General features: G+C 75.2%; 24 protein-coding genes. 19 read left to right on the top strand and 5 right to left on the bottom strand.

The window, feature by feature from the left end; all coding sequences use genetic code 11:
• The first annotated feature begins 128 nt into the window (after positions 1–128).
• From KPF22_RS06615 to KPF22_RS06595, 5 genes are all read left to right on the top strand, one after another.
• Positions 129–1,769 (top strand): acyl-CoA carboxylase subunit beta, encoded by a 1,641-nt coding sequence (locus tag KPF22_RS06615; RefSeq protein ID WP_224401490.1) that lies wholly within the window; start codon positions 129–131, stop codon positions 1,767–1,769.
• Positions 1,769–2,014, top strand: coding sequence for an acyl-CoA carboxylase epsilon subunit (locus tag KPF22_RS06610; RefSeq protein ID WP_224401489.1), 246 nt, complete (start codon positions 1,769–1,771; stop codon positions 2,012–2,014). Before KPF22_RS06615 ends, KPF22_RS06610 begins: the two co-directional genes overlap by 1 nt.
• A gap of 177 nt (positions 2,015–2,191) precedes the next feature.
• Positions 2,192–2,689 (top strand): hypothetical protein, encoded by a 498-nt coding sequence (locus KPF22_RS06605; RefSeq protein ID WP_224401488.1) that lies wholly within the window; start codon positions 2,192–2,194, stop codon positions 2,687–2,689.
• Between the two features lie 39 nt (positions 2,690–2,728).
• Complete coding sequence (locus tag KPF22_RS32975; RefSeq protein WP_224401487.1) at positions 2,729–3,910, top strand: histidine kinase; 1,182 nt, start codon at positions 2,729–2,731, stop codon at positions 3,908–3,910.
• A complete protein-coding gene (locus KPF22_RS06595) occupies positions 3,907–4,557 on the top strand; it encodes a response regulator transcription factor (RefSeq protein ID WP_224401486.1) in 651 nt (216 codons plus the stop codon). Before KPF22_RS32975 ends, KPF22_RS06595 begins: the two co-directional genes overlap by 4 nt.
• A gap of 119 nt (positions 4,558–4,676) precedes the next feature.
• Here the strand turns inward: KPF22_RS06595 and KPF22_RS06590 are convergent, their stop codons facing one another.
• From KPF22_RS06590 to KPF22_RS06580, 3 genes are read right to left on the bottom strand one after another with little or no spacing between them, the layout of a single operon-like run.
• Positions 4,677–5,165 (bottom strand): zinc ribbon domain-containing protein, encoded by a 489-nt coding sequence (locus KPF22_RS06590; protein ID WP_224401485.1) that lies wholly within the window; start codon positions 5,163–5,165, stop codon positions 4,677–4,679.
• Positions 5,166–5,221: 56 nt separating this feature from the next.
• Positions 5,222–6,517 carry a hydroxyacid-oxoacid transhydrogenase gene (locus tag KPF22_RS06585; protein WP_208821752.1) on the bottom strand — a complete coding sequence of 432 codons (1,296 nt, stop codon included), beginning with the start codon at positions 6,515–6,517 and terminating at the stop codon, positions 5,222–5,224.
• Entirely contained in the window at positions 6,517–7,329 is an 813-nt protein-coding gene (locus tag KPF22_RS06580) for an N-acyl homoserine lactonase family protein (protein WP_062397615.1), read from the bottom strand. Before KPF22_RS06580 ends, KPF22_RS06585 begins: the two co-directional genes overlap by 1 nt.
• A 137-nt stretch (positions 7,330–7,466) precedes the next feature.
• Between KPF22_RS06580 and KPF22_RS06575 the strand changes: the two genes are divergently transcribed.
• The 13 genes from KPF22_RS06575 to KPF22_RS06515 all read left to right on the top strand — a co-directional run bounded on the left by KPF22_RS06575 (position 7,467) and on the right by KPF22_RS06515 (position 20,133).
• A complete protein-coding gene (locus tag KPF22_RS06575; protein WP_208821755.1) occupies positions 7,467–9,278 on the top strand; it encodes a helix-turn-helix domain-containing protein in 1,812 nt (603 codons plus the stop codon).
• Between the two features lie 11 nt (positions 9,279–9,289).
• Positions 9,290–9,907, top strand: a complete 618-nt coding sequence (locus KPF22_RS06570) for a nucleoside triphosphate pyrophosphatase (protein ID WP_208821758.1) — start codon at positions 9,290–9,292, stop codon at positions 9,905–9,907.
• A gap of 40 nt (positions 9,908–9,947) precedes the next feature.
• A complete protein-coding gene (locus KPF22_RS06565) occupies positions 9,948–10,838 on the top strand; it encodes a sulfurtransferase (RefSeq protein WP_062397623.1) in 891 nt (296 codons plus the stop codon).
• Positions 10,835–11,287 (top strand): SufE family protein, encoded by a 453-nt coding sequence (locus KPF22_RS06560; RefSeq protein WP_208821761.1) that lies wholly within the window; start codon positions 10,835–10,837, stop codon positions 11,285–11,287. Before KPF22_RS06565 ends, KPF22_RS06560 begins: the two co-directional genes overlap by 4 nt.
• A 166-nt stretch (positions 11,288–11,453) precedes the next feature.
• A complete protein-coding gene (locus tag KPF22_RS06555; protein ID WP_208821764.1) occupies positions 11,454–12,401 on the top strand; it encodes a TIGR04222 domain-containing membrane protein in 948 nt (315 codons plus the stop codon).
• A 92-nt stretch (positions 12,402–12,493) separates the two neighbouring features.
• Positions 12,494–13,387 (top strand): DUF692 family multinuclear iron-containing protein, encoded by an 894-nt coding sequence (locus tag KPF22_RS06550; RefSeq protein ID WP_208821767.1) that lies wholly within the window; start codon positions 12,494–12,496, stop codon positions 13,385–13,387.
• On the top strand, positions 13,384–13,818 hold the full coding sequence (locus KPF22_RS06545; protein WP_208821771.1) for a hypothetical protein: 435 nt from the start codon (positions 13,384–13,386) through the stop codon (positions 13,816–13,818). The genes KPF22_RS06550 and KPF22_RS06545 overlap by 4 nt, the downstream gene beginning before the upstream one ends.
• A 114-nt stretch (positions 13,819–13,932) precedes the next feature.
• Positions 13,933–15,711: an acetyl/propionyl/methylcrotonyl-CoA carboxylase subunit alpha gene (locus KPF22_RS06540; protein ID WP_224401484.1), complete on the top strand. Its 1,779-nt coding sequence runs from the start codon at positions 13,933–13,935 to the stop codon at positions 15,709–15,711.
• A 14-nt stretch (positions 15,712–15,725) separates the two neighbouring features.
• On the top strand, positions 15,726–16,310 hold the full coding sequence (locus KPF22_RS06535) for a GNAT family N-acetyltransferase (RefSeq protein ID WP_224401483.1): 585 nt from the start codon (positions 15,726–15,728) through the stop codon (positions 16,308–16,310).
• Positions 16,311–16,611: 301 nt separating this feature from the next.
• Complete coding sequence (locus KPF22_RS06530; protein WP_224401482.1) at positions 16,612–17,118, top strand: hypothetical protein; 507 nt, start codon at positions 16,612–16,614, stop codon at positions 17,116–17,118.
• 138 nt (positions 17,119–17,256) lie between these two features.
• Positions 17,257–17,622 carry a hypothetical protein gene (locus KPF22_RS06525; RefSeq protein ID WP_208821778.1) on the top strand — a complete coding sequence of 122 codons (366 nt, stop codon included), beginning with the start codon at positions 17,257–17,259 and terminating at the stop codon, positions 17,620–17,622.
• The gene (locus KPF22_RS06520; protein ID WP_224401481.1) at positions 17,619–19,361 is read left to right on the top strand and encodes a hypothetical protein; all 1,743 of its coding nucleotides are present in this window, start codon (positions 17,619–17,621) and stop codon (positions 19,359–19,361) included. Before KPF22_RS06525 ends, KPF22_RS06520 begins: the two co-directional genes overlap by 4 nt.
• Positions 19,354–20,133, top strand: a complete 780-nt coding sequence (locus KPF22_RS06515) for an ESX secretion-associated protein EspG (protein ID WP_208826270.1) — start codon at positions 19,354–19,356, stop codon at positions 20,131–20,133. The genes KPF22_RS06520 and KPF22_RS06515 overlap by 8 nt, the downstream gene beginning before the upstream one ends.
• Here the strand turns inward: KPF22_RS06515 and KPF22_RS06510 are convergent.
• Positions 20,108–21,511: an NAD(P)H-quinone dehydrogenase gene (locus KPF22_RS06510; protein WP_224401480.1), complete on the bottom strand. Its 1,404-nt coding sequence runs from the start codon at positions 21,509–21,511 to the stop codon at positions 20,108–20,110. The two genes, KPF22_RS06515 and KPF22_RS06510, sit on opposite strands and share 26 nt — an antisense overlap.
• A 143-nt stretch (positions 21,512–21,654) precedes the next feature.
• Between KPF22_RS06510 and KPF22_RS06505 the strand changes: the two genes are divergently transcribed.
• Complete coding sequence (locus KPF22_RS06505; protein WP_208826265.1) at positions 21,655–22,119, top strand: gamma-glutamylcyclotransferase; 465 nt, start codon at positions 21,655–21,657, stop codon at positions 22,117–22,119.
• 80 nt (positions 22,120–22,199) lie between these two features.
• Here KPF22_RS06505 and KPF22_RS06500 read toward each other — a convergent pair whose 3' ends face one another.
• Positions 22,200–23,447, bottom strand: a complete 1,248-nt coding sequence (locus KPF22_RS06500) for an amidohydrolase (RefSeq protein WP_208826274.1) — start codon at positions 23,445–23,447, stop codon at positions 22,200–22,202.
• Between the last annotated feature and the right edge of the window lie 309 nt (positions 23,448–23,756).

The raw sequence follows: 23,756 nt of genomic DNA, 5'->3' as shown, positions 1-23,756 counted from the left end.
CCCCGCGACGCGCCGGGGACCGCGAAGGGTGAACGGATCGGTAACGGTGTCGGCGGGACGGCCACCCGGTCGGCTGCGTCGGACGTCACGCCCGGGCCGAACCTACTTGCGGGTTAAGCTCCGACCTCATGAGCGCCGCAACGGAGCCGATGGCGACCCCGGACAGTGGTGGGGCAGAGCCGGACATCCACACCACGGCGGGCAAGCTCGCCGATCTCTACCAGCGTTTCGAGGACGCGGTCCACGCCGGTTCGGCGTCCGCGGTCGAGAAGCAGCACGCGAAGGGGCGGCAGACCGCCCGTGAGCGGATCGACCAGCTGCTCGACCCGGGCTCGTTCGTCGAGCTGGACGCGCTGACCCGGCACCGCTCGACGAACTTCGGGATGGACGCCAAGCGCCCCTTCGGCGACGGCGTCGTGACCGGCACCGGCACGATCGACGGCCGCCCGGTCGCCGTGTTCTCCCAGGACGCGACCGTCTTCGGCGGCGCGCTCGGCGAGGTCTACGGCGAGAAGATCGTCAAGGTCATGGACGTGGCCGCGAAGATCGGCTGCCCGGTCGTCGGCATCAACGACGGCGGCGGCGCCCGCATCCAGGAGGGGGTCGTCGCCCTCGGCCTCTACGGCGAGATCTTCACCCGCAACGTGCAGAGCTCGGGCGTGATCCCGCAGATCTCGCTGATCATGGGCCCGTGCGCGGGCGGCGCCGTCTACTCCCCCGCGATCACCGACTTCACGGTCATGGTCGACGAGACCAGCCACATGTTCATCACCGGCCCGGACGTCATCAAGACCGTCACCGGCGAGGACGTCGACATGGAGGAGCTCGGCGGCGGCCGGGCCCACAACACCAAGTCCGGTGTGGCCCACTACCTGGCCGGCGACGAGGCCGACGCACTCGACTACGTCAAGCAGCTGCTGAGCTTCCTGCCGTCGAACAACCTGTCCGAGCCGCCGTCGTTCCCGGCCACCGAGCCCGTCGAGGGCTCGATCGAGGACGGGATCATCGACTCCGACCGCGAGCTCGACACCCTCATCCCGGACTCGGCGAACACCCCGTACGACATCCGCGAGGTCATCAACCGGGTCGTCGACGACGAGGACTTCCTCGAGGTCCAGGAGCTCTGGGCGCCGAACATCGTGATCGGCTACGCCCGCGTCGAGGGCCGCAGCGTCGGCATCGTCGCGAACCAGCCGACCCAGTTCGCCGGCTGCCTGGACATCGACGCCTCGGAGAAGGCCGCCCGCTTCGTGCGGACCTGCGACGCCTTCAACATCCCGGTGCTGACCTTCGTCGACGTCCCGGGCTTCCTGCCCGGCACCGAGCAGGAGTGGAACGGCATCATCCGCCGCGGCGCGAAGCTGATCTACGCCTACGCCGAGGCGACCGTCCCGAAGGTCACCGTCATCACCCGCAAGGCCTACGGCGGCGCCTACGACGTCATGGGCTCCAAGCACCTCGGCGCCGACGTCAACATCGCCTGGCCGACCGCGCAGATCGCGGTCACCGGCGCGCAGGGCGCGGTGTCGATCCTCTACCGCAAGGAGCTCAAGGGCCTGGAGGGCGACGAGCTCGCCGCCAGGCGGGCGGAGCTGCAGCAGGACTACGAGGACACCCTCTGCAACCCCTACATCGCCGCCGACCGGGGCTACATCGACGCGGTCGTGCCGCCGTCGCACACCCGCGGCTACGTCGGCCGGGCGCTGCGGATGCTGTCCACCAAGCGGGAGCAGGGCCCGACCCGCAAGCACGGGAACATCCCGCTCTGATGGCCGCCGAGGAGTCCACCGAACAGACCCCGGAGGAGCGCCGCGCGCTGTTCCGCGTCGTGCGGGGCACCCCGGACGACCACGAGCTCGCCGCGCTGACCGCCGTCGTCGCCGCGGCGGCGAGCGCCGGCGGGCCGCCCGCCCCGCCGTGGACGCCGGACCTGTGGTCGCACCCCGCGGCCCAGCTCCGCGCCCCGCTGCACGCGGGCCCGGGCGCCTGGCGCGCCTCCGGCCTCCCCCGCTGACCTCGTAGGTACCACCGACCGGCGCCCGGTCCCCGGCACACCACGTCGCCGGGGGCCGGGCGCCGTCGCGTCCGGCCCGGGGATGGCGGTCCACCCGGGGGTGGAGGGTGCGGGTCCACCCGGGATCGACCCCGGCGCCGACGCGCCGACCGGGTCCGCGGCGAGATCGTCCTCCCCATGGACGCCACCTCACTCGTCATCACGGTCGCGATCGTCGGCCTGGTCCTCTACAAGCAGTTCCGCGGGCAGTTCGTCGGCGGGCGACGGGACGTGACGCTCCCGTTCGTCGTGATCGGCATCGGGGTGCTCACCCTCGCCCAGGCCCGCCCGGAGGTCACCGCGGCCGGGGTGGCACTGCTCGCCGCCGAGCTGGTGCTGGCGGCCGCGCTCGGGGTAGTGCGCGGCTACGCCTTCCGCCTCGGCACCCGCGACGGGTGGGCGTACCGCAGCGGCTCGGCCGCGCTGCTGGTCGCCTGGGTGCTGACCATCGGTGTGCGGGTCGGCGCCGGGGTGCTCGGCGGGGCCGTCGGTGCCGGACCGCTGCTGTCGACGTCGTCGGCGCTGGTCTTCGGCGGCAGCCTGCTGGTCCAGAGCCTGGTCCTGCGACGCCGGGTGGCCGCGGCCGGGCTGCCGGTCCGGCCGGACGAGGCGCGCCGTGCCCGCGCGGCGGCCTGAGCGTCCCGCCCGGCCCGGCCGCTGTGTCAGAGTGAAACGGTGAGCACGCCCGCCGCCCGCACGGCCCGCCGCGTCGAGCACGACCGGTCGCCGCTGCTCGGGGTGCCCCGGCGGCTGGTGTCGCTGCTGTGGCTGCCGATCGTGCTGTTCCTGCTGTTCTGGTCGCCGGCCCAGCAGGTCTCCCCGACCTGGCTCTACGCCGGGCTCGTCCCGGCCGTCGCCGGGTGGGTGGTCTTCGCCCTCCACCGGAGCATGCCGCCGGTCGCGACGGTCCTGACCAGCGTCGCGCTCGCCGGGGGCGGGATCGCCCTGCTGGCCGGGTCCGACGGCTGGACCACCTCGGCGGCCTTCCCGATGATGGCGGTGTTCGTGGCCGCGCTGCGGCTGCCGTACCGGACCGCGCTGTTCGTCGACGTGCCGGTCATCGCGGCCACCACGATCGTCGTCGGGCCCTACACCTCGCTGTGGGACGCGCTGCTGGTGGTCGCCGCGCTGACCGCGATGGTGCTGTTCGGGATCGGCCGCCGCGACTCCGCCCGCCGGATCGAGGAGCACGAGCGGACACTCGTCGCCGACGCCAGGGCCCGCGAGGAGCACGCCCGCGCCGAGGCCATCGCCGACCGCGCCCGGGTCGCCCGCGACGTGCACGACGTGCTGGCCCACTCGCTGTCCGCACTGGCCGTCCAGCTCCAGGGCGCCCGGCTGATGGCACTGCGCGACGGGGCCGCGCCGGACACCATCGCCCAGATCGAGCGGGCCCAGCGGCTCGCCTCCGACGGGATCACCGAGGCCCGCCGCGCCGTGCGGGCGCTGCGCGAGGGACCGGCGCCGGTCGACGTCGCCGAGGAGCTGCGCGAGCTCGGCCGGGCGCACCCGGACGCGACCGTCGAGGTCGCCGACGGGCTGCGCCTCGGCGCGCGGGAGGGCGAGACCGTGCTGCGCACCGCGCAGGAGGCGCTGTCCAACGCCCGCAAGCACGCCCCCGGCGCCCCCGTGACGGTGCACCTGCGCCGCGACGGCGACGGCGCCGAGCTGGAGGTCGTCGACGTCGCCGGGGCCCCGCCACCGCCCGGCGACGGCGAGGGCTCCGGCCTGGCCGGGATGGCCGAGCGGGCGGCTCTCGTCGGCGCCGAGCTGCAGACCGGCCCCACCCCCGACGGCTGGCGGGTCCGGCTCCGGCTGCCCGCCCGCTCCCCGGACCGCGAGAGGATCACGACGTGAGCGACCTGCGGGTGGTGCTGGCCGACGACCAGCGGATCGTGCGCGACGGCCTCGCCACCGTCCTGGGCCTGCTCGACGGCATCGAGGTCGTCGGCACCGCGTGCGGCGGCGACGAGGCGGTCGCCCGGGTCGCCGAGCTGGCGCCGGACGTGCTGCTCACCGACCTGCGGATGCCCGCGGGCGACGGCGTCTCGGCGACCCGCCGGGTCCGCGACGGACACCCCGGCACCGCCGTCGTCGTGCTCACCACCTACGTCGACGACGACGCCGTGGTCGACGCGATCGCCGCGGGCGCCTCGGGCTGGCTGTCCAAGGACGCCGACGCCGAGGCCATCGGCCGGGCCCTGCGCTCGGCCGCCGACGGTGTGTCCACCGTGGACGCCGGCGTGCTGTCCCGGCTGGTCGCCGCCCGCGCGTCGACCGTCCCGGCGGCACCGGTCGACCCGCCGGACGGGCTGACCCCGCGCGAGGTCGAGGTGCTCGGGCTGATCGCCGAGGGGCTGTCCAACACCGAGATCGCGCGACGGCTCGTGGTCGGTGAGGCGACAGTGAAGACCCACGTCAACCACCTGTTCGCCAAGACCGGGCTGCGCGACCGCGCGCAGGCCGTCGGCTACGCCTACCGCCACGGCCTGGCCGGCCGCTGACACCGTTCCCGCGGGCGCGCGGCGGGGACCGGCGCGGCCCGGTGTCCACACCCCCTGGCGTGCCCCCACACCTGGTGCAACGGGTGTGGGGACCGGCCAGGGGGTGTGGATCCGACGGGTCAGTCGGTGGTGGTGGCGGGGGGCGTCGGTGCGGGAGTGTGGCCGTGACCGTGCCCGTGGCCGTGGCCGTGGCCGTGCCCGTGGCCCTGCTTGGCCGCCACGCCCGCGCCGGGCATGGGGGCGGTGCCGCCCAGCTGGATGTCACCGGCCCGCAGCGGGGCGTCGTGGTACTTGCCCTCGTGCGCCAGGATCGGCCGCTGGTCCCCGGCGATCTCCGGGTACTTCTCCTCCAGCCTGCGTCGCTGGTCCCAGGTCCGGCGCATCGAGTCGATGTACTCGGAGTTGCCGTTGTAGACCCCGCGCCAGGTCTGGGGCATCTCGTCCTTGGACAGGCCGGGGCTGGCCTGGCCGCCGAGCGCGAACCCGGCGGGGACCTTGGTCGTCGCGCCGTCCCCGCAGAGCGGGCAGGGCGGGGTGGCCGCGTCCGACATGGACGCGAGGTGCTCGAAGCGGGCTCCGCACCCGCAGCGGAAGACGTAGATCGGCATCGTGCCGCCTTCGATCGGGGCGGCCGGCGGCCCCGGAGGACCACCGGCCGCGACGGTCACCAGTTCTCGACGGACTTCGTGAGGATGTCGGCGATGTCGTCCTCGGTCGGGGTCCGCGGGCAGGTCGCGAGCAGCCGCTGCTGCTTCATCGTCCCGGGGACCAGGTCCGGCACGTCGGCCTCGGTGTAGCCGACGCCGCCGATGCCGTTCGGGATGCCGATGTCGCGCATCAGGCGGGTCAGGACCCCGGGCAGCTGCTCGCGCGGGTCGTTCACCTTGTCCGCCCGCGGGTCCATCAGCTCCGCCGCCCGCAGGTGCCGCTCCGGCGCGGAGTCGAAGGAGAACCGGAACGCCTCGGGCGCGGTCAGCGACACCGACTCCCCGTGCGGCACCATCGCCTCGTCCTGCGGGTAGCCCTGCGGCCGGTAGTCCTTGACCATGCCCGCGATCGGGTAGGCGTTGGCGTGCGGGATGTGCACGCCGGAGTTGCCGAACCCCATGCCCGCGAAGGTCGCGGCCATCATCATGTCCGAGCGGGCCTCGACGTCCTCGGCGCCGCGCTCGACGGCGGCCCGGAACGACTTCGCGAGCAGTGACATCGCCTTCTCGCACCACAGGTCCGAGACCGGGTTGGAGCCGCAGTAGGTGACCCGCTCCTCGGGCTTCTTGCGGTCGAAGGTGGTGTAGTACCGCGCCGTGTAGCTCTCCAGCGCGTGGCAGGTGATGTCCATCCCGGCCGCCGCGGTGACCTGCGGCGGCAGCGTCATCGTCAGCAGCGGGTCGATGACGGCCAGGGTCGGGCGCAGCCGCCAGTGGCTGATCCCGGTCTTGACCTTCATGGACAGGATGTCCAGCACGCACATCGCGGTGGACTCCGAGCCGGTGCCCGCCGTCGTCGGGACGGCGATCAGCGGCTTGAGCTGCCCGGGCGGCACCTTCGCGCCGCCGATCGGCTTGTTGATGTAGTCCATCAGCTCGCCGGGGTGGCTGGTGAGCAGGTTGATGGCCTTGGCGGTGTCGATCGCCGACCCGCCCCCGACGGCGACGAAGCCGTCCCACGGACCCTGCGCGCGGGCGTACTCGGTCGCCTTGTTCATCGAGTCGTCGGTCGGCTCGACGTGCACGCCGTCGAAGATCTCGGACTCGATGCCGTAGCGGGACAGGTTGTCGGCCAGGCGCTGCGGCGCGCCGAGCGCGTTCACCCCCGGGTCGGTCACGATCAGGACCCGGGACACGTCGTAGGCCGACAGCTCGAAGCCGACCTCGTCGATCGCGCCCGCGCCGAACTTCAGCGGCGGCGCCCCCCAGGTGAAGATCGTCTCCTCGGTGTACTCCGGAACCTCGAACGTCATCAGGTGTACGACCCCTCCGGTGCCTTGCGCAGCTGGTGGATCTGCTCGGCGTCGTGGCCGAACACCATCTGCGCGTTCGTCTGCTCCTGGATGCCGCGCAGCTTCTCTACCGAGGAGAACCAGTCCTCGAGGTTGTTGACGATCGCGGCGGGCGCGGCGGGCGGGCCGTAGCTCTCTCCCATGTAGACCGCGTCCGAGGTGAAGATCATCGTGCCGGTGTCGGGGAGGTCGACGCGCATCGACATGCAGCCGGGGGTGTGCCCCGGGGTCTGGATCATGCTGACGCCGGGGAGCAGCTCGACGTCGCCGGAGACGATCTCCCAGTCGATGCCCTCGTAGTCGGCCTTGAGGTGGGCGCCGTTGAACGGGCCCTCGAAGCCGAGCGCGAACTCCTTCTCCTTGTCCGAGCAGATCATCTTCGCGTTGGTGTTCTTGAACATCTGGGCGTTGCCCGCGTGGTCGAAGTGCAGGTGCGACAGGACGACGTAGTCGATCTCGTCGAGCCCGACGCCCATCTTGTGCAGCTGCTTGTCCAGGTACTCGTCGTCGGCGACCTGGTCGTAGGGGAAGAACTCCTGCAGACCGGTCGGCGCCCAGCGCGTCTCCCAGTCCGACGGACAGCTGGTGTCCCACAGCAGCTTGCCCTCGTCGGTCTCGACGAGGACGCAGTGCGTGGGCACCTCCACCCAGTCGATCGGGGCGTCCTTCTCGGACCGTGGCTTGATGCTGACACCGGGCTTGAGGAGCAGGAACGGGAGATTGGCGTGCATCGCCCCGCAGGGGATGACGCTGAGCTTGTTCGCCGTGGCCATGAGGATTCCCTTCGTCGCTGGAGGGTTCTGGCAGTTGGTCGCCGGGCCAGTCTCGGGAAGCCCGGGGCGGGCGTCCATGGTCGTATGCGCCTGTCTTGATCGCAGGACATGGCGCGGACAGACATAGGGTCGGGCGCATGAAGCCGGCTCCGCCGTTCCCCGAGCCCAGCCAGGACGCGATCCTCCAGGCCGTCGGGCAGACAGCGCTGGACCTCGCGAACGTCGGCGACCGCGACGTCATGCTCGGCGCCGTACTGCGCCGCACCCGGGCGCTGCTCGGCGCGGACATGGCCTACTTCAGCCTCAACGACCTGCACTCCGGTACGACCTACATCGAGCTGACCGACGGCGTCCGCACGCCGGAGTACCGCGCGATCCGGATGCCGTTCGGCACCGGTGTGCTGGGGCGGGCGGCGGCCGGCGCGGGCACGGTCGCCACTGCGGACTACCTGGCCGACCGCGCGCTCAACCACCTGTCGGGGATCGACACGATCGTGCGCGGCGAGGGGGTGCGGGCCATCGCCGGCGCACCGATGCGCCTGGGCGGGCGGGTCGTGGGAGCGCTGCTCGTGGCCCACCGCGGACCCCGCACCCTCGGCCCGGCCGCCCGGACGGCGCTGGAGCACATGGCCGTGCAGGCCGCCGTCGCGCTGGAGCAGACCCGGCGCGGCGAGGAGATCCGGCGCCTGCGCACCACCCGCGACGACGGTTCCGACCCCGGCGCCCGGCTGCGCCTGGAACACCTCCTGCACCTCGACGAACGCCTCATGGGGGCGATGGCCGGCTCCACCGCCGAGGCGGCCGGGGTGTTCGCCGTGCTCGCCGAGTCCGTCGGGCACCCGCTCTCGCTGCACGACCCGTCCGGGGCGCTGCGCACGGGACGACGGCTGCTCACCCCCGAGGAGCTGGCCGGGTGGCGGCTGCGGTCGGCGGTCCGCACCTCCCAGCAGGCCGGTGGGGTCGCGATCGCGCACCTGCCCGGCGGCGGGACCTACGCGCTGCTCGCGATCACCACGGCGGGGGAGCACCTGGCGACCCTGGTCATGGAGGGCGCCGACGACGACGCCGTCGCCCGGCTGGCGCACGCCTCGGCGTTCATGACGGTCGCGCTGCTGGTCGAGCGGGCGCTGGCGCAGGCCGACGAGACCGCCCAGACGACGCTGGTCGAGGAGCTCGTCGACAGCCGGGTCCCGCCACGGCCGACGCTGGGGACCCGGCTCGCGCAGTACGGCCTCTCCCCCGACGCCCCGGCGACGGTGCTGGTCGTCGACGTCGACCCGGCCGGTGCGGTGACCGCGGCGCGGGCGGTCCGGGGGCTCGACGGGGCGGGCCGCTGGCTGGTGTCGGTGCACGACGGGCACGTGTGCGTGATCGCCGCCGGGACGACCGGCCCCGGCCCCGCGGGGACCGGGGCGGCACCGCTCGTCGCCGAGGGGCTCGCCGCGGCCGGGACGCCGTCGCTCGTCGGCGCCGCGCACAGCCCCTCGGGCGGGCCGTCGGACCTGCGCCGCGCGCACACCGAGGCCGCCGACGTCGCCGCGGCGGCCCGTGCCCTGGGCCGCACCACCGGGCACGCGGACTTCGCCTCGCTCGGCGCGGTCGGCGCGGTGATCCGGGACCGGACCGGCACCACGTCGCGGGAGATCGTCGGGCGCCACCTCGGCCCGGTCCTCGACTACGACCGGCGCCGGCGCACCCGGCTGGCCGAGACGCTGTGGCACTGGTTCGCCGCGGGCGAGCTGCTCGCCCCGGCCGCCGACGCGCTGTCGGTGCACCCGAACACCGTGCGCCAGCGCCTCGAACGCGTCGACGACCTGCTCGGACCGGACTGGCGCACCCCCGAGGGCCGCTTCCACCTGCACCTGGCGCTGCGTCTGCACCGCGTCGCCGGGCCGGACCGGACCACCGCCCCGGCGGCGGACCACGGCTCCGCGGTGGCGGGCCGGTAGCGTCCGGCGTCGTGCGCCTGGTTCTCGCCTCCGCCTCCCCCGCCCGCCTGTCGGTCCTGCGCGCCGCCGGGGCCGACCCCGCCGTGGAGGTCTCCGACGTCGACGAGGACGCCCTGCTCGCCGCGCACCCCGACGCCGACCCCGCGCGCAAGGTGACGCTGCTGGCCGCGGCCAAGGCCGCCGCCGTCGCCGGCCGGCTGACCGGGGACGGCGTCGTCGTGGGCTGCGACTCCATGCTGCTCGTCGACGGTGAGCTGGTCGGCAAGCCGCACGACGCGGAGACCGCGCGGCGCCGCTGGAAGGCCATGGCCGGGCGCACCGGCGAGCTGCTGACCGGGCACGCCGTGCTGCGCCTGGCCGGCGGAGCGGTCGCGCAGGAGGCCGAGGGGCACGCCGGGACCGGGGTGCGCTTCGCCGAGCCGACCGACGCCGAGCTGGACGCCTACCTCGCCACCGGGGAGCCGCTGGAGGTCGCGGGCGCGTTCACCCTGGACGGGCTGGGCGGCTGGTTCGTCGAGGGCATCGACGGCGATCCGTCCAACGTGATCGGGATCAGCCTGCCGCTGCTGCGCCGTCTGCTGGGCGCGGTCGGGGTGTCGGTGGTCGATCTGTGGACGCCACGGTCCTGACCGCCGTGTGGGTGTCGGGGCGCGCGGTTACCCTGCGGCCATGACTGTCGGACACGACCCCGACCCGAAGCTCGCCGAGTACGCGCACCCCGAGCGCCTGGTCACCACCGCCTGGCTGGCGGAGCACCTGAAGGACCCCGGTCTGGTGGTCGTGGAGTCGGACGAGGACGTCCTGCTCTACGACACCGGGCACATCCCCGGCGCGGTGAAGGTCGACTGGCACACCGAGCTCAACGACCCGGTCACCCGGGACTACGTCGACGGCACCCGCTTCGCCGAGATCATGTCCGAGCGTGGCATCGGCCGGGACACCACGATCGTCGTCTACGGGGACCGGAACAACTGGTGGGCCGCCTACGCGCTGTGGGTGTTCTCCCTGTTCGGCCACGCCGACGTGCGGCTGCTCGACGGCGGCCGGTCCAAGTGGGTCGCCGAGGGCCGCGAGATGGTCACCGACGCGCCCACCCCGGCCCGGGCCGACTACCCGGTCGTCGAGCGCGACGACTCCGGCATCCGCGCCTTCAAGGACGACGTCCTCGCCCACCTGGGCAGGCCGCTGGTCGACGTGCGGTCCCCGCAGGAGTACACCGGCGAGAAGCTGCACATGCCCGACTACCCGCAGGAGGGCGCGGTCCGCGGCGGGCACATCCCGGGCGCCGCGAGCGTCCCGTGGGCCCGCGCCGCCGCCGAGGACGGGTCCTTCCGGAGCCGTGCCGAGCTGTCCGCGATCTACGAGCAGGAGCAGGGGCTGTCGGCCTCGGACGACGTCGTCGCCTACTGCCGGATCGGCGAGCGTTCCAGCCACACCTGGTTCGTATTGACGTACCTGCTGGGCTTCGACCGGGTCCGCAACTACGACGGCAGCTGGACCGAGTGGGGCAACGCCGTGCGCGTGCCGATCGTGCAGGGCGAGGAGCGCGGGTCCGCGTGAGCTCCACCGACCCGGGCACCCTGCCCCCCGATCTCGCCGAGCTGGTCGACGACTTCGCCGCGGTCGGCCCGAAGGACCGTCTCCAGCTGCTGCTGGAGCTGTCCCAGGAGCTGCCGGACCTGCCCGAGCGCTACGCCGACAGCGCGGACACCATGGAGCAGGTCCACGAGTGCCAGTCGCCGCTGTTCCTCGCCGTCGAGGTGGAGGACGGCGGTGAGCGGCCGGTGCACCTGTTCTTCTCCGCACCGAAGGAGGCGCCGACCACCCGCGGGTTCGCCTCGATCATGGTGACCGGGCTGGACGGGCAGCCCGCCGCGGCGGTGCTGGCCGTGCCGGACGACTTCTACACCGACCTCGGCCTCGCCGAGGCCGTCAGCCCGCTGCGGCTGCGCGGCATCGCGGCGATGCTGGCGCGCATCAAGAACCAGGTGCGGGCCGCGACCGCCTGAGCCCCCACACTCACTCCCGCGACAGCCGGGGTCACCGTCGGTGACCCCGGCTGTCGTCGTCCGCGGCCCTTCCTCAAGTCCACCTCAAATCGGTCACCCGGTCGGGGTGAGCGGGCGCACACTGCTTCGAACGACGAAGTGTCGCTCACCGCAGGGGGTGGTGGAGATGGGCACGAACCTCACCGGGGACACCTGGGGCATCCCGGGTCAGACCTTCCTGGTCCTCTACGTCGTCGCGCTGGTCCTGGTCTCCGGGATCGTGCTGCGCCGGCGGCGGACGATCGCGCAGGGGGATCCGCGCGGCGCCCGCACCCTCGACAGCAGGCCCGAGGACGTCGCGTACCTCAACGGCGGCCCCGAGCTGGCCGTGTACGCGGCCCTGTCGGCCATGCACGTCGACGGCAGCCTGGTCACCTCCGGCCGCACCACGGGACAGGTGCGGGCGGGCCGGGTCCCCGGGCACGGCGCGACGGCGCTGCAGCGGGCGATCCACCGCTCCGCGCAGCGCCTGACCCCGGGCCGGATGCTGGGCACCCACGAGCCGGTCCGCACCGAGCTGGCCCGGGCCGCGCAACGGCTGGAGACCGCGGGGCTGCTGCTGTCCCCGGCCGACCGGGTCCGCTACCGGGCGACCGCCTGGCCGGTCGGGGTGCTCGCCCTCGCCGGTGCGGTACGGATCGCCGCCGGTCTGGGCGGTGGGCGCCCGGTCGGGTTCCTGTTCGCGCTCGTCGCCGCCACCGCGGTGTTCGCCACGGTGCTCGCGACGCGGGTGCCCGACCGGACCCGGGCCGGGGACGCCGCGCTCACCGTCGTCCGGTCCCGGAACGACGCGCTGTCGCCGTCGATGCGCCCGGACTGGACGGCCGTCGGGCCCGCCGCGGCCGCGCTGTCGGTCGGTGCGTTCGGGGTCGGCGCGATGCTGGCCGCCGAGCCCGCCTTCGCCGAGGAGCTCGCCGCGCAGAAGCTCGCCACGCTCGGTGGGGCGCCCGCCGCGACCGGGGGCGGCTCCTCCGACGGCGGTGGCGTCGTCGGCTGGTCCGGCGGTGACAGCGGCGGGAGCAGCTGCGGCGGAGGCGGCGGGGGCTGTGGCGGCGGAGGCGGCTGCGGCGGCTGAGCCCGCGCGGGGAACCGGATCTGCCGTCCCCGCAGCTGCACCGTGGGGGGTGTGAAGCTGCGGGGACGGCTCGTACGGGCGGAGGTGGCGACATGACGGGTGTCCCGGGCGGGACCGGGGTCGGCTGGCGCAGCGCTGTCGCCGCCGTCCTCGACGACGTCGACGGTCTCGCGTTCCACGAGGTCATCGCCGAGTCGCTGCGCCCGGACGCGGTGCCGGCGTCGCTGCTGCGCAGGCCCGTCGTCGTGCACGGGGTGCGGCTGTCGCCCGGCTCACCCGAGGGCGTCGACCCGGGCAGGGTCGCCCACCTCGCGGCCTGCGCCGCGGCGACGGGTGCGGCGCTGGTCAGCGAGCACATCGCGTTCACCCGGGCCGGCGGGATCGAGGCGGGACACCTGCTGCCGCTGCCCCGCACCCGCGAGGCGCTCGACGTGCTCGTCGCCAACGTGACGGCGACCCGCGCGGAGCTGGACGTCCCGCTGGCGCTGGAGCCGATCGCGGCCCTGTTCGACTGGCCCGGCGACGAGTTCGACGAGGCGGGCTTCCTGCACCGGCTGCACGACCGGACCGGGGCGCCGCTGCTCCTGGACGTCGCGAACGTGTTCGTCAACGCCCGCAACCGGGGCCGTGACCCGCGGGCGGACGTCGACGCGCTGCTCGCCGGGCTGCCGCCCGGGGCGGTGGCCTACTGCCACGTCGCCGGGCACGCCGCCGACGCGGCGGGGCTGCTGCACGACACCCACACCGACCCCGTCCCGGACGCGGTGCTGGCGCTGCTGACCCACACCGTCGCGCAGCTGCCGGTGCCGCCACCGGTGATGCTGGAACGCGACGGCCGCTACCCGCCCGCCGCGGTGCTGCGCGCGGAGCTGGACGCCGTCGCGGCCGCGGCCGGGCACGCGGCACCGTGCCGGGCGGGTGCGGGCGCCGGGCGCGGGGCCGGGCCGGTGGCGGCGCCCCCCGCGGACGGGCCGGGCCCGACGTGAGCGCCGGGCTCGCGCGGCGGCAGGCCGAGCTGGTGGCGGCGCTCGTCGCCGGTGGGGCGGACCCGGCCGGGTTCGACGCGGCGCGCCTGGCCGCGGCCCGGGCGGCGCTGCTGCGCAAGCGGGCCGGGCTCGTCGCCGCGGCGTGGCCGCTGCTCGCCGTCGACGCCGGGGCGGACTGGCAGGCCCGGTTCGACGCCCGCTTCGACGGCGTCGCCCCCTACGGCCCGGAGCGGGAGGGCTGGGACCTGGCCCGCGAGCTCGCGGCCGCCGGGCGGCTCGGTGCCGGCGCGCGGCGCGAGCTGGCCGCACGCGAGGCGGTGCTGCACTACGACGGCCGCACCGCCCCGCGCCCCCGGAACCGCCTGTCCCGATGGTGGTACCGGTCACGACCGGAGCGATCGGGGTCGAGGTCGGGGCCCTCGGACGGGTGACGACGTTGCCATCGCCACATTCCCCACCGGTAACTTCCGGCGGCTCTGCTCTTACACTCCGCCTAACCCTGCGCCGGAGCATCGGGCCGGCGCCGTGACCGGAGGAGTTCGACCGTGCCCGCACTGCGCAAAGTGCTCGTCGCCAACCGGGGAGAGATCGCCGTCCGCGTGATCCGAGCAGCGAAGGACGCGGGACTTCAGAGCGTCGCCGTCTACGCGGACCCGGACCGGGACGCGATGTTCGTGCGGCTCGCCGACGAGGCCTTCGCGCTGGGTGGCTCGACCGCCGCCGAGTCCTACCTCGACATCGAGAAGGTCATCGGTGCCGCGAAGCAGGCCGGTGCCGACGCGATCCACCCCGGCTACGGCTTCCTGTCGGAGAACGCCGACTTCGCCCAGGCCGTGATCGACGCCGAGCTGACCTGGATCGGCCCGTCGCCGCAGTCGATCCGCGATCTCGGCGACAAGGTGACCGCGCGTCACATCGCCCTGAAGGCCGGCGCCCCGCTGGTGCCCGGCACGAAGGACCCGGTCAAGGACGCGGACGAGGTCATCGCCTTCGCCGACGAGCACGGCCTGCCGGTCGCGATCAAGGCCGCCTTCGGCGGTGGCGGGCGCGGCATGAAGGTCGCCCGCGAGCGCTCCGAGATCGCCGAGCTGTACGAGTCCGCGGTCCGTGAGGCCACCGCGGCGTTCGGCCGCGGCGAGTGCTTCGTCGAGCGCTACCTGGACAAGCCGCGCCACGTCGAGACCCAGGTGCTGGCCGACCAGCACGGGAACGTCGTCGTCGTCGGGACGCGGGACTGCTCGCTGCAGCGCCGCTTCCAGAAGCTCGTCGAGGAGGCACCCGCGCCGTTCCTGAGCGACGAGCAGCGCAAGACCCTGTACGACGCCTCGAAGGCGATCTGCAAGGAGGCCGGCTACTACGGCGCCGGGACCGTCGAGTTCCTGATCGGCCAGGACGGCATGATCACCTTCCTCGAGGTCAACACCCGTCTGCAGGTCGAGCACCCGGTCTCGGAGGAGACCACCGGGATCGACCTGGTCCGCCAGATGTTCCGGATCGCCGAGGGCCAGGAGCTGGACTTCGACGACGACCCGCAGCCGCGCGGGCACGCCATCGAGTTCCGCATCAACGGCGAGGACGCCGGGCGCAACTTCCTGCCGGCGCCGGGCACCGTCGAGCGGATCTGGTACCCGGCCGGGCCGGGCGTCCGGATGGACGCGGGCGTCGAGGACGGCTCGGTCATCGGGGGTCAGTTCGACTCGCTGCTGGCCAAGCTGATCGTGTGGGGCAGCGACCGGCAGCAGGCGCTGCAGCGGGCCCGTCGCGCACTCGGCGAGTTCACGGTCGAGGGCATGGCGACCGTGCTCGAGTTCCACCGTCTCGTCGTCTCCGACCCGGCCTACGCCGCCGAGACCCTCGAGGACTTCACCGTGCACACCCGCTGGATCGAGACCGAGTGGGACAACACCGTCCCGCCGTTCGAGGGCGGCGCGGGTGCCGACGACGAGTCCGGCGAGCGGCAGACCGTCGTCGTCGAGGTCGGCGGGCGACGCCTGGAGGTCTCGCTGCCCGGTGACCTCGCCCTCGGCGGCGGCGGCAACGGCGGCGGCGCGGCCAAGGCGGCCCCGCGCAAGCGCGGCGGCAAGGGCGGCGGCGGGGCGAAGGCCTCCGGCGACGCCGTCACCGCGCCGATGCAGGGCACGATCATCAAGATCGCGGTCTCCGAGGGCGACACCGTCGAGGTGGGTGACCTGATCGTCGTCCTCGAGGCGATGAAGATGGAGAACCCGGTCACCGCGACCAAGGCCGGCACCGTGACCGGCCTGGACGCGGAGCAGGGCGCCTCGGTCACCCAGGGCACCGTCATCTGCGAGATCAAGGACTGAGTCCCCTGGACCAGGTGCCCGTCCCCGCTCCCGGCCCGGTGCTCGACCCGGTCGAGATCAACGCCGGGACGTGGTACCTGCGCGGACCACGGCACGACGGCCGGGTGGACGACCGCCCGGCCGTCGCCGCGTCCTGCCGGGACCCGGAGATCCGGCGCTGGCGCAACCGTCCGGACCCGGCCGCCCCGGACTTCGACGAGCAGGTGACCGCGCACGTCGCGGATCGGATCGACGGCTGGGCCCGCGGCACCCGCTGTGCCTGGGCCGTCGCCGAGCCGACGACCGGGGAGATGCTCGGCGAGATCACCCTGGAGCACCTGGACATCGCCCACGGCACCGCCGAGCTGCGCTGCTGGACGCTGCCCGGCGCCCGCGGACGCGGTCTGGCCCGCACCGCGGCCGGGGCGGTCGTGCGCTTCGCCTTCGGCGGGCTCGGGTTGCACCGCGTCACCTGGATGCACGCCGAGCCGAACCGGGCCTCCGCCGCCGTCGCCGCGGCGCTGGGGTTCGTGCCGGAGGGGCGGCTGCGGGAGGCGTGGACCGTCGACGGCGAGCGGGTCGACGTCGTCGTGCTGGGGCGGTTGTCGGGCGAGGGCTGAGGCGCTCCGCCCGGCCCCGTCGCCCGCACGGCGACAGCCGCGTGCCGCGGAACGCGCCGTGCCGACCGGGTCACCGCCCGTTGACCGGCACGTCGCGCCGTTCTAGCGTTCCCGGCGTGTCGCGCACGCCGTCCGGCGCCCGCGGCACGCAACCTCACAACTCCACAGCCGACCCGTGTGCCCGATCCACGGGGCCCGGAACTACCGCCACGCGGAGTACCGCGCCGCGGATCCGCTCACCACGCAGGCCCTGCCGCGCCGTGAGCCGTCCCAGTTCGACCGAGACGTCACAGGATCCGTCATGCCCCCAGAGCTCGACATCGCGCCGACGACGTTCCACGTCACGACGCACCTCCACACCGACGGCCCGATCCCGGGCCCGCACTCCCTGCTCACCCTGGCCTCCTCCGCGTACGGCGCGGACGGGGTCCTGATCGGCACCTTCACCGCCAACCTCCGGGAGCTCCCGGGGGCCACCCTGCACCCGACCGCGCTGGCGACCTGGCGCACCCGGGCGGAGGACTGGCTCCTGACCCGGCGGGCCTCGCGCCCACCGGGGCAGGTGGCGAACGACTACGCAGCCTGGGTCACCGACCTGGGCGGGCGTGCGCTGTTCGTCTCCGACCCGGAGGAACCGGACCACCTGTTCGTCTACTGGTACCTGCAACGTTTCGCAGGCCGGTGGCCGTTCGCGGGGACCGTTCCCGCCCTCGGCGGGACGCCCAGGTCCTGGGCCCCACCGCCGTGCCCGCTGCGCGGGTGCGCCCCGGTCGAGGTCCCGGAGCCGGCCGAGGTGACGGCGGCCTGACCGCGACACACACCCCCGTCCGCGCCGGTGACCACCGGTGCGGACGGGGGTGTCGTCGTGTGCGGGCTTCGCGATCGCGACCGTTCCGCGGCGAACCGCCGCGGCGACGGCCGGTGCGGGCCTAGCGTGCGCCCGTCCGTGATCCGCCCGTCCGCACCGGAGGCCGACGTGCCCGACATCCACCCGGACCTGCGTGTCGACCCGGCCGCCCCGGCCGGGGCGGCGGAGGCGCTCGACCGGGCCGCGTCCCGGCTGGCCGTCGCGCTCCGCACCCTCGACGCCGACGCCCGCCGGGTCGAGCCGTGGCTGGGGGATCCGGCCAGCGCCGAGGCCGCGGCCCGCTACGCCGTGCACGCCGCGGACGGCCCCGACGCCGCGATCGGGCGGCTGCACACGCTGCACGCGGAGCTGCTGCGGGCCCGCGACGCCGCCGGTGCCACCGGGCGTGCCTACACCCGCACCGAGGAGTCGACGACGGACGCGCTGAGCCGGGGTGCCCGGTGACCGCGCCGCGCTGGGCGGGACTGAGCCACGCCGAGATCGTCGCGATGGTGGCGGCCGGTCCGGGCCCCGCGGCGTCGGCCGGGGCGGAGCGGGCGTGGCGCGACGCCGCCGCCGCGCTCACCGACGTCCACCGCGAGCTGGCCGGGCAGGTCCGTGACCTGCCCGGAGGATGGTCCGGCGGCACCGCGGACGGCGTCACCGTGGCGTGCGGGTCGCTGGACGGCTGGGTCGTCTCCGCCGCCGTCGACGCGGGCCGCACCGCCGACGCGCTGGCCGCCCAGGCCGGGCTCGCCGCGGACCTCCGGGCCCGGATGCCTGCCGCCGCGGCGCCGACGCCGCCCGAGACCGCACCCACCGGCCCGGCCCTGCTCGACGACTGGGCGGCCGCCGACCTCGCCGCGGGCAACTCGGCCGGCCGGGCCGCGGAGCTGATGGTCCGTTACGACGACGACACCCGTGTCACCGGCGCCCCGTGGACCGGGTGGGGTGTGTCCCCGGTCGTCACCCACGAGGGCGCCGCCCCCGCCTCCCCCGCCGTCCCGGCCCCGTCGCCCGGCGGGCCCCCGCCCGGCGGCGACGCGGACCCGGCCCCGGACCCGGCGGGCGGCGCTGCGACGGGGACGACGGTGTTCGCGGGGATCGGCTTCGGCGGGATCACCGCGGCGGTGCTGACCGGGAACGGACGGGCCGGGGTGCCCGGGGCGCGGCCGATCGACGTCGGCGGGCCCTCCTCCGGGCCGGCCCCCTCGACCGATGCCCCCCGCACCGGCACGACCGGCGCACCCGGCACGGACACCGGACCCGGCACCGGTGAGCTTCCGGCCGGTCCGGCGTCCCCCGCGGGCGCGGGCGTCCCGGACGGCGTCGGCGGCGCGGACCCCGGCGGCGGCAGCACCGCGGTGACCGCCGCGGTGCTCGCGGGCGGAGCGCTCGGCGGGGCCGGGATCCTGGTCGGCGCGACGATCCGCCGGGAGCGGCAGGCCCGGGACGGACGCGGGCCCGCCGGGGACGGCACGCCGCCCGGGCACCCGCGCCCCGGCGGCGACGCCACCCCCGCTGAGGGCCCGCGGCCCGGCGACGCGGTCGGCCACGGGACACCGTCCGGCCGTGTCGCCCAGGAGGCGCCGGGTGACGGACCGCCGAGCGGGGCCGAGCACCGCCCGCCGTCCGGCGACGCGACGACCAGCGGCACCCGCGCCCCCAACGGCGCCCCGGCCGCCGACGGTGGGGCGCCGCCGACGCCCGGTGACCCCGCCCCGGACGGCGCCACCGGGAACACCGCGCCCGACGGCGGTCCCGCGCCACACGCAGGCCCCGCTCCCGGTGCGACCACGAGCGACCGACCGTCCCCGGACGGAGCGGGCGGCGGTGCCGCCCCCGAAGGCCCCGACGGTCCCCGGAGCCCGGTCCACCACGGCGTCACCACCGGCGACCTCGCCGTTCCCCACCCCGACGGCCCGGCGCCCCACGGCGCCGCCACACACGCCCGCCACGCCCCGCCGCCGACGCCGGCACCGGGCGAGCCGGCCGTCACCCCCGCCGGGGTACCGGTGGGCGCGGTCCCGGCCGCCCCGCTCCCGGCCGCGGCGACCGTCGGCGCGCCCGCCGACCCCCGCACCCCGGCCTGGCGCCTCGTCGCCGACGAGCACGCCGCCCCCGACGACCCCCCGGAGCAGCCCGATGCCCGACCGGACCCCGGCGTCCTGCGCCCCGACGCCCGCTGGAGGGGCCGTGGCTGAGCCCGCGCCCTGGACCCCGTCGGTGCCGTTCGTGCTCATCGGCGCCGAGTTCGACGTCGTCTGGGAGCACCTGGGGCTCGGCCCCACCCCGGTGGCGCTGCGGCTGCCCTCCCCCGGGCGCACCCGCGAGGAACGACGCCGGGTCGTGGCGGCCGGCGTCGGCGGGCTGCGCGCCCGCGGCCTCGCCGGTCCGGCCGGACCCGACCCCGCGCTGGTACGGCTGCTGGCCCTGCTCGCCCGTCCCGACCGTCACCTGGAGGTGCGCGGCCGTTTCGACGACGGGCCGCTGCGCGCGGTCGCCGCCGAACGCGACGGCGACGGCGTCCTCGCCGTCCACACCGGCGGAGCCGTCACCGTCACCGCGGCGGGCTCACCGGCGCACGCCGCGGTGTCGGCCCTGCCCCGGCGCGCGCCGGGGCCCGGGCCCGCCGTGGCCCTGCCCACCAGCGAGCTGGCCCGCCTCCTCGAGGCGGACGTGCACACCGACCCCGGCACGGACGGGGACGTCGAGCACCGGGCCCGGCTCGAGCCGCTGCTCGCCGGGCCCGCGCACCGGGCGCAGATCTGTGCCGTCCGGCACGACCGCTGGGGCAGCCCGTCGCGGCTGCCGGGGCACGTCGCCGTCGTCGACACGCCGCGAGGGCGCTACCGGCTGACCCGCGGGACCGGCGCGCACGGCGGACCCGAGTGGTCCACCCTCGCCCCCGCGGGCGACGGCGAGCTGCGCGACCGGTTCGCGGAGCTGTTCAGTCCAGGTCGGAGTGCTGCATGAGCTGACGGCCCGCCTCGGTGATCGACCCGGACAGCGACGGGTACACCGAGAAGGTGTGGGCCAGGTCGTCCACACCGAGCCCGTTCTGGACCGCCATCGCGATCGGCAGGATCAGCTCGCTCGCGACCGGGGCGACCACGACACCACCGATGACCACGCCGGACGCCGGGCGGCAGAACAGCTTCACGAAGCCGCGGCGCAGCCCGCGCATCTTGGCGCGCGGGTTCGTCGACAGCGGCAGCATCACGGTGCGGGCCGGGACCTCACCGGAGTCGATCGCGTTCTGGCTGATCCCGACGGTCGCGATCTCGGGGCGGGTGAACACGTTCGCCGCGACGGTCCGCAGCCGGATGGGGGACACGCCCTCGCCCAGCGCGTGCCACATCGCGATCCGGCCCTGCATGGCCGCGACCGAGGCGAGCATGAGCACGCCGGTGCAGTCGCCGGCCGCGTAGACGCCCGGCTCGGAGGTGCGCGAGACCTTGTCGACGGGGACGAACCCGCCGCGGTCGGTCTCGATGCCGATCTTCTCCAGGCCGAGGTCGGCGGTGTTCGGGATCGACCCGACGGTCATCAGGGCGTGCGAGCCCTCGACGACCCGGCCGTCGGACAGCGTGACACGGACGCCGTCACCGGTGTTCTCGACCGAGTCCGCGCGGGCGTGGGCGAGGATCTCGACGCCGCGCTCGGCGAAGACCTCCTCGAGCACGGCGGCGGCGTCGGCGTCCTCGTGCGGGAGGACCCGGTCACGGCTGGAGACCAGGCTGACCCGGCAGCCGAGCTCGACGTAGGCGGAGCAGAACTCCGCGCCGGTCACGCCCGACCCGATCACGATCAGGTGCTCGGGCAGCTCGTCGAGGTCGTAGAGCTGGCGCCAGTCCAGGATCCGGTCGCCGTCGGGGCGGGCGGAGTCCAGCACCCGCGGGGTGGCCCCGGTCGCGATGAGGACGACGTCGGCGACGAGCTCCTCGACCGTCCCGTCGGCATGGGTGACGGTCACCTCGTGCGCGGCGCGGGCCGCGGCGGGCCCGGCGAACTGCGCGGTGCCGGCGATGATCCGGACGCCCTCGTTCTCCAGCCGGGCCCGCACGTCGGCGGACTGGGCGAGGGCGAGGGACTTGACCCGCTCGTTGACCGCGGGCAGGTCGACCGCGGAGTTGCCGCGGTCCACCAGCACGCCGAGGTCCTCGGCACGGTGCAGGTCGACCCGGACGGCCGCGGAGGAGATGAAGGTCTTCGAGGGGACGCAGTCGTAGACGACGCAGGCGCCGCCCATCCCGTCCCGCTCGACGACGGTCACCTCGCTGCCGTGCTGTGCCGCGACGAGTGCGGCCTCGTAACCGGCCGGTCCGCCGCCCATGATGACGATGCGGGTCACGGGAGATCCCCCTGGAGAAGTCGGTGGTGGTGGACCGGCAGGCGGTCCCGCCCGCCGGCGTCGACGGGGCTCACAGTACGCGTGTCCCATCGTTACGACCGGGCGGGTCGAGGCCCCGCCGGGCTCCCCATTACCCTGCACGCGTGCCGCTGTATGCCGCGTACGGGTCGAACATGGACCCCGAGCAGATGAAGGAGCGCGCCCCGCACTCGCCGATGGCCGGGACCGGGTGGCTCCAGGGCTGGCGGCTGACGTTCGGCGGCGAGGACTACACCTGGGAGGGCGCGCTCTCCACCGTGGTGGAGGAGCCGGGCTCGCAGGTGTTCGTCGTGCTCTACGACGTCCCCGAGCACGACGAACGCCAGCTCGACCGCTGGGAGGGCGGCGAGCTGGGCATGCACAAGAAGCTGCGGCTGCGGGTCGCCACCCTCGACGGCAGCGTCCTCGCGTTCATCTACGTGCTGAACGCCTACGAGGGCGGGGACCCGTCGGCCCGCTACCTGGGCGTGATCGCCGACGCCGCGGAGACCGCGGGCGCCCCGGACGACTACGTCAACGAGCTGCGCAGCAGGCCCAGCCGCAAGTCCTCCCCCGGCAACCGGTCCTGACCGGCCGCACCGGCTGACGACGACGGCCCGGCCCCCGCGAGGGGACCGGGCCGTCGTCGTTCACCGCGGGAGACGGTGGTTCAGGAGGCCGCCTGCGCCAGCGCGGACAGCGCGGCCTGCACCAGCACCCGCGACCCGAACGGCAGGGCCCGCTCGTCGAGGTCGAAGGTCGGCTGGTGGATGTCCCGCTGCTTGCCGGTGCCCGACCACACCCCGAGCCGCGCCATGGCGCCCGCGGAGTGCTCCAGGTACCAGGCGAAGTCCTCGCCGCCGGAGGACTGCTCCGTGGACGCGTCGGCGACCTCGCCACCGACGGTCACCGCGGCGTCGCGCAGCATCCCGGTGGACACCGCGTCGTTGACGACCGGCGGGACACCGCGGACGTGGTCGAGCACGTAGCCGACACCGGTCGGGGCCAGCACGGACGCGACGAGCGCCCGCAGCTTCTCCTCGAGCTCGGTCCAGGTGGTGTGGTCGGCGGTGCGCAGGGTGCCGCGCAGCAGGCCGGACTGCGGGATCGCGTTCGCCGCGTCCCCGGCGTGCACCGCACCCCAGGTCAGGACGGTGCCCGAGCGCGGGTCGACGTGGCGGGTCAGCAGCAGCGGCACCTGCGTGGCCAGCAGCCCGAGCGCCTGCACGAGGTCGGCGGTCAGGTGCGGGCGCGAGGTGTGCCCGCCCGGGGAGGTCAGCCGGACCTCGATGAGGTCGCAGGCCGAGGTGATCGGCCCGACCCGGGTTCCGAGCCGTCCGACCTCCAGGCGCGGGTCGCAGTGCAGAGCGAAGATCCGCTGCACCCCCTCCATCACGCCCTGCTCGACGGCGTCGAGCGCGCCGCCCGGCTGCACCTCCTCGGCCGGCTGGAACACCAGCCGGACCCGGCCGGGCAGCGACGGCGCGGACTGCAGCGCCAGTGCCGCGCCGAGCAGCATCGCGGTGTGCGCGTCGTGCCCGCAGGCGTGCATGACGCCGGGCACCTCGGAGGCGAACGGCAGACCGGTCTGCTCCTGCAGGGGCAGCGCGTCCATGTCCGCGCGCAGGGCGACCAGCGGCTCGCCGTGCCCCACCTCGCAGACGACACCGGTGCCGCCGCGCAGCGTGCGCGGCTCCAGACCGGCCCGCAGCAGGGTCTCCGCGACCCGCGCGGTCGTGAGGTGCTCGCGACGGGCCAGCTCGGGCTGGGCGTGGATCGCGCGGCGCCAGCCGACGATCTCGCCCTTGTGCGCCCGCATCCACGACTCCAGCCAGGCCGGACCCGTGCCGGAGCCGAGATCGTCGACCGCGGGATCGGTGATCTCCGGGAGCTCGGTGCGGGTCTGCAGCGCAGTCACCTTGTCCTCCTCGTACTGGCCCTCGGCGGGAACGGCCCGCGTGTCCGCGGTCGACGCGGACGGCGTTCGGTCGTCTCCCACCACCCATGATGGTGCTCACCCGTCCGGCGGTGTTCCAGTCGAAATCGTCCGTTCACGCCACGGGGCGGCAAGGGGTCGGCGAGCTGCTGCCAGCGGGTTCACCGCTCCAGGTGAACGGCCGCGTGCGACCGTTCCTCCCGTCGGCGAACGGCCGTCCTCGCCGTTCACCGGCGGTTCGGACGCCCGTCACGGAGAACTCCCGGGACGACGACACCGGCCCGCGGCCGG

The organism is Pseudonocardia sp. ICBG1034 (assembly GCF_020131375.1).
GTDB classification, from domain to species: Bacteria; Actinomycetota; Actinomycetes; order Mycobacteriales; family Pseudonocardiaceae; genus Pseudonocardia; species Pseudonocardia alni.
The sequence above is the reverse complement of the archived record's forward strand: the minus strand, read 5'-3'. Positions and strand labels throughout refer to the sequence as shown.

Excerpts from the sequence above, each read along its gene's own strand:
- KPF22_RS06615 (WP_224401490.1), top strand. The coding sequence starts at position 129 with ATGAGCGCCGCAACGGAGCCGATGGCGACCCCGGACAGTGGTGGGGCA.
- KPF22_RS06610 (WP_224401489.1), top strand. The coding sequence starts at position 1,769 with ATGGCCGCCGAGGAGTCCACCGAACAGACCCCGGAGGAGCGCCGCGCG.
- KPF22_RS06605 (WP_224401488.1), top strand. The coding sequence starts at position 2,192 with ATGGACGCCACCTCACTCGTCATCACGGTCGCGATCGTCGGCCTGGTC.
- KPF22_RS06590 (WP_224401485.1), bottom strand. The coding sequence starts at position 5,165 with ATGCCGATCTACGTCTTCCGCTGCGGGTGCGGAGCCCGCTTCGAGCAC.
- KPF22_RS06585 (WP_208821752.1), bottom strand. The coding sequence starts at position 6,517 with ATGACGTTCGAGGTTCCGGAGTACACCGAGGAGACGATCTTCACCTGG.
- KPF22_RS06580 (WP_062397615.1), bottom strand. The coding sequence starts at position 7,329 with ATGGCCACGGCGAACAAGCTCAGCGTCATCCCCTGCGGGGCGATGCAC.
- KPF22_RS06575 (WP_208821755.1), top strand. The coding sequence starts at position 7,467 with ATGAAGCCGGCTCCGCCGTTCCCCGAGCCCAGCCAGGACGCGATCCTC.
- KPF22_RS06565 (WP_062397623.1), top strand. The coding sequence starts at position 9,948 with ATGACTGTCGGACACGACCCCGACCCGAAGCTCGCCGAGTACGCGCAC.
- KPF22_RS06555 (WP_208821764.1), top strand. The coding sequence starts at position 11,454 with ATGGGCACGAACCTCACCGGGGACACCTGGGGCATCCCGGGTCAGACC.
- KPF22_RS06550 (WP_208821767.1), top strand. The coding sequence starts at position 12,494 with ATGACGGGTGTCCCGGGCGGGACCGGGGTCGGCTGGCGCAGCGCTGTC.
- KPF22_RS06530 (WP_224401482.1), top strand. The coding sequence starts at position 16,612 with ATGCCCCCAGAGCTCGACATCGCGCCGACGACGTTCCACGTCACGACG.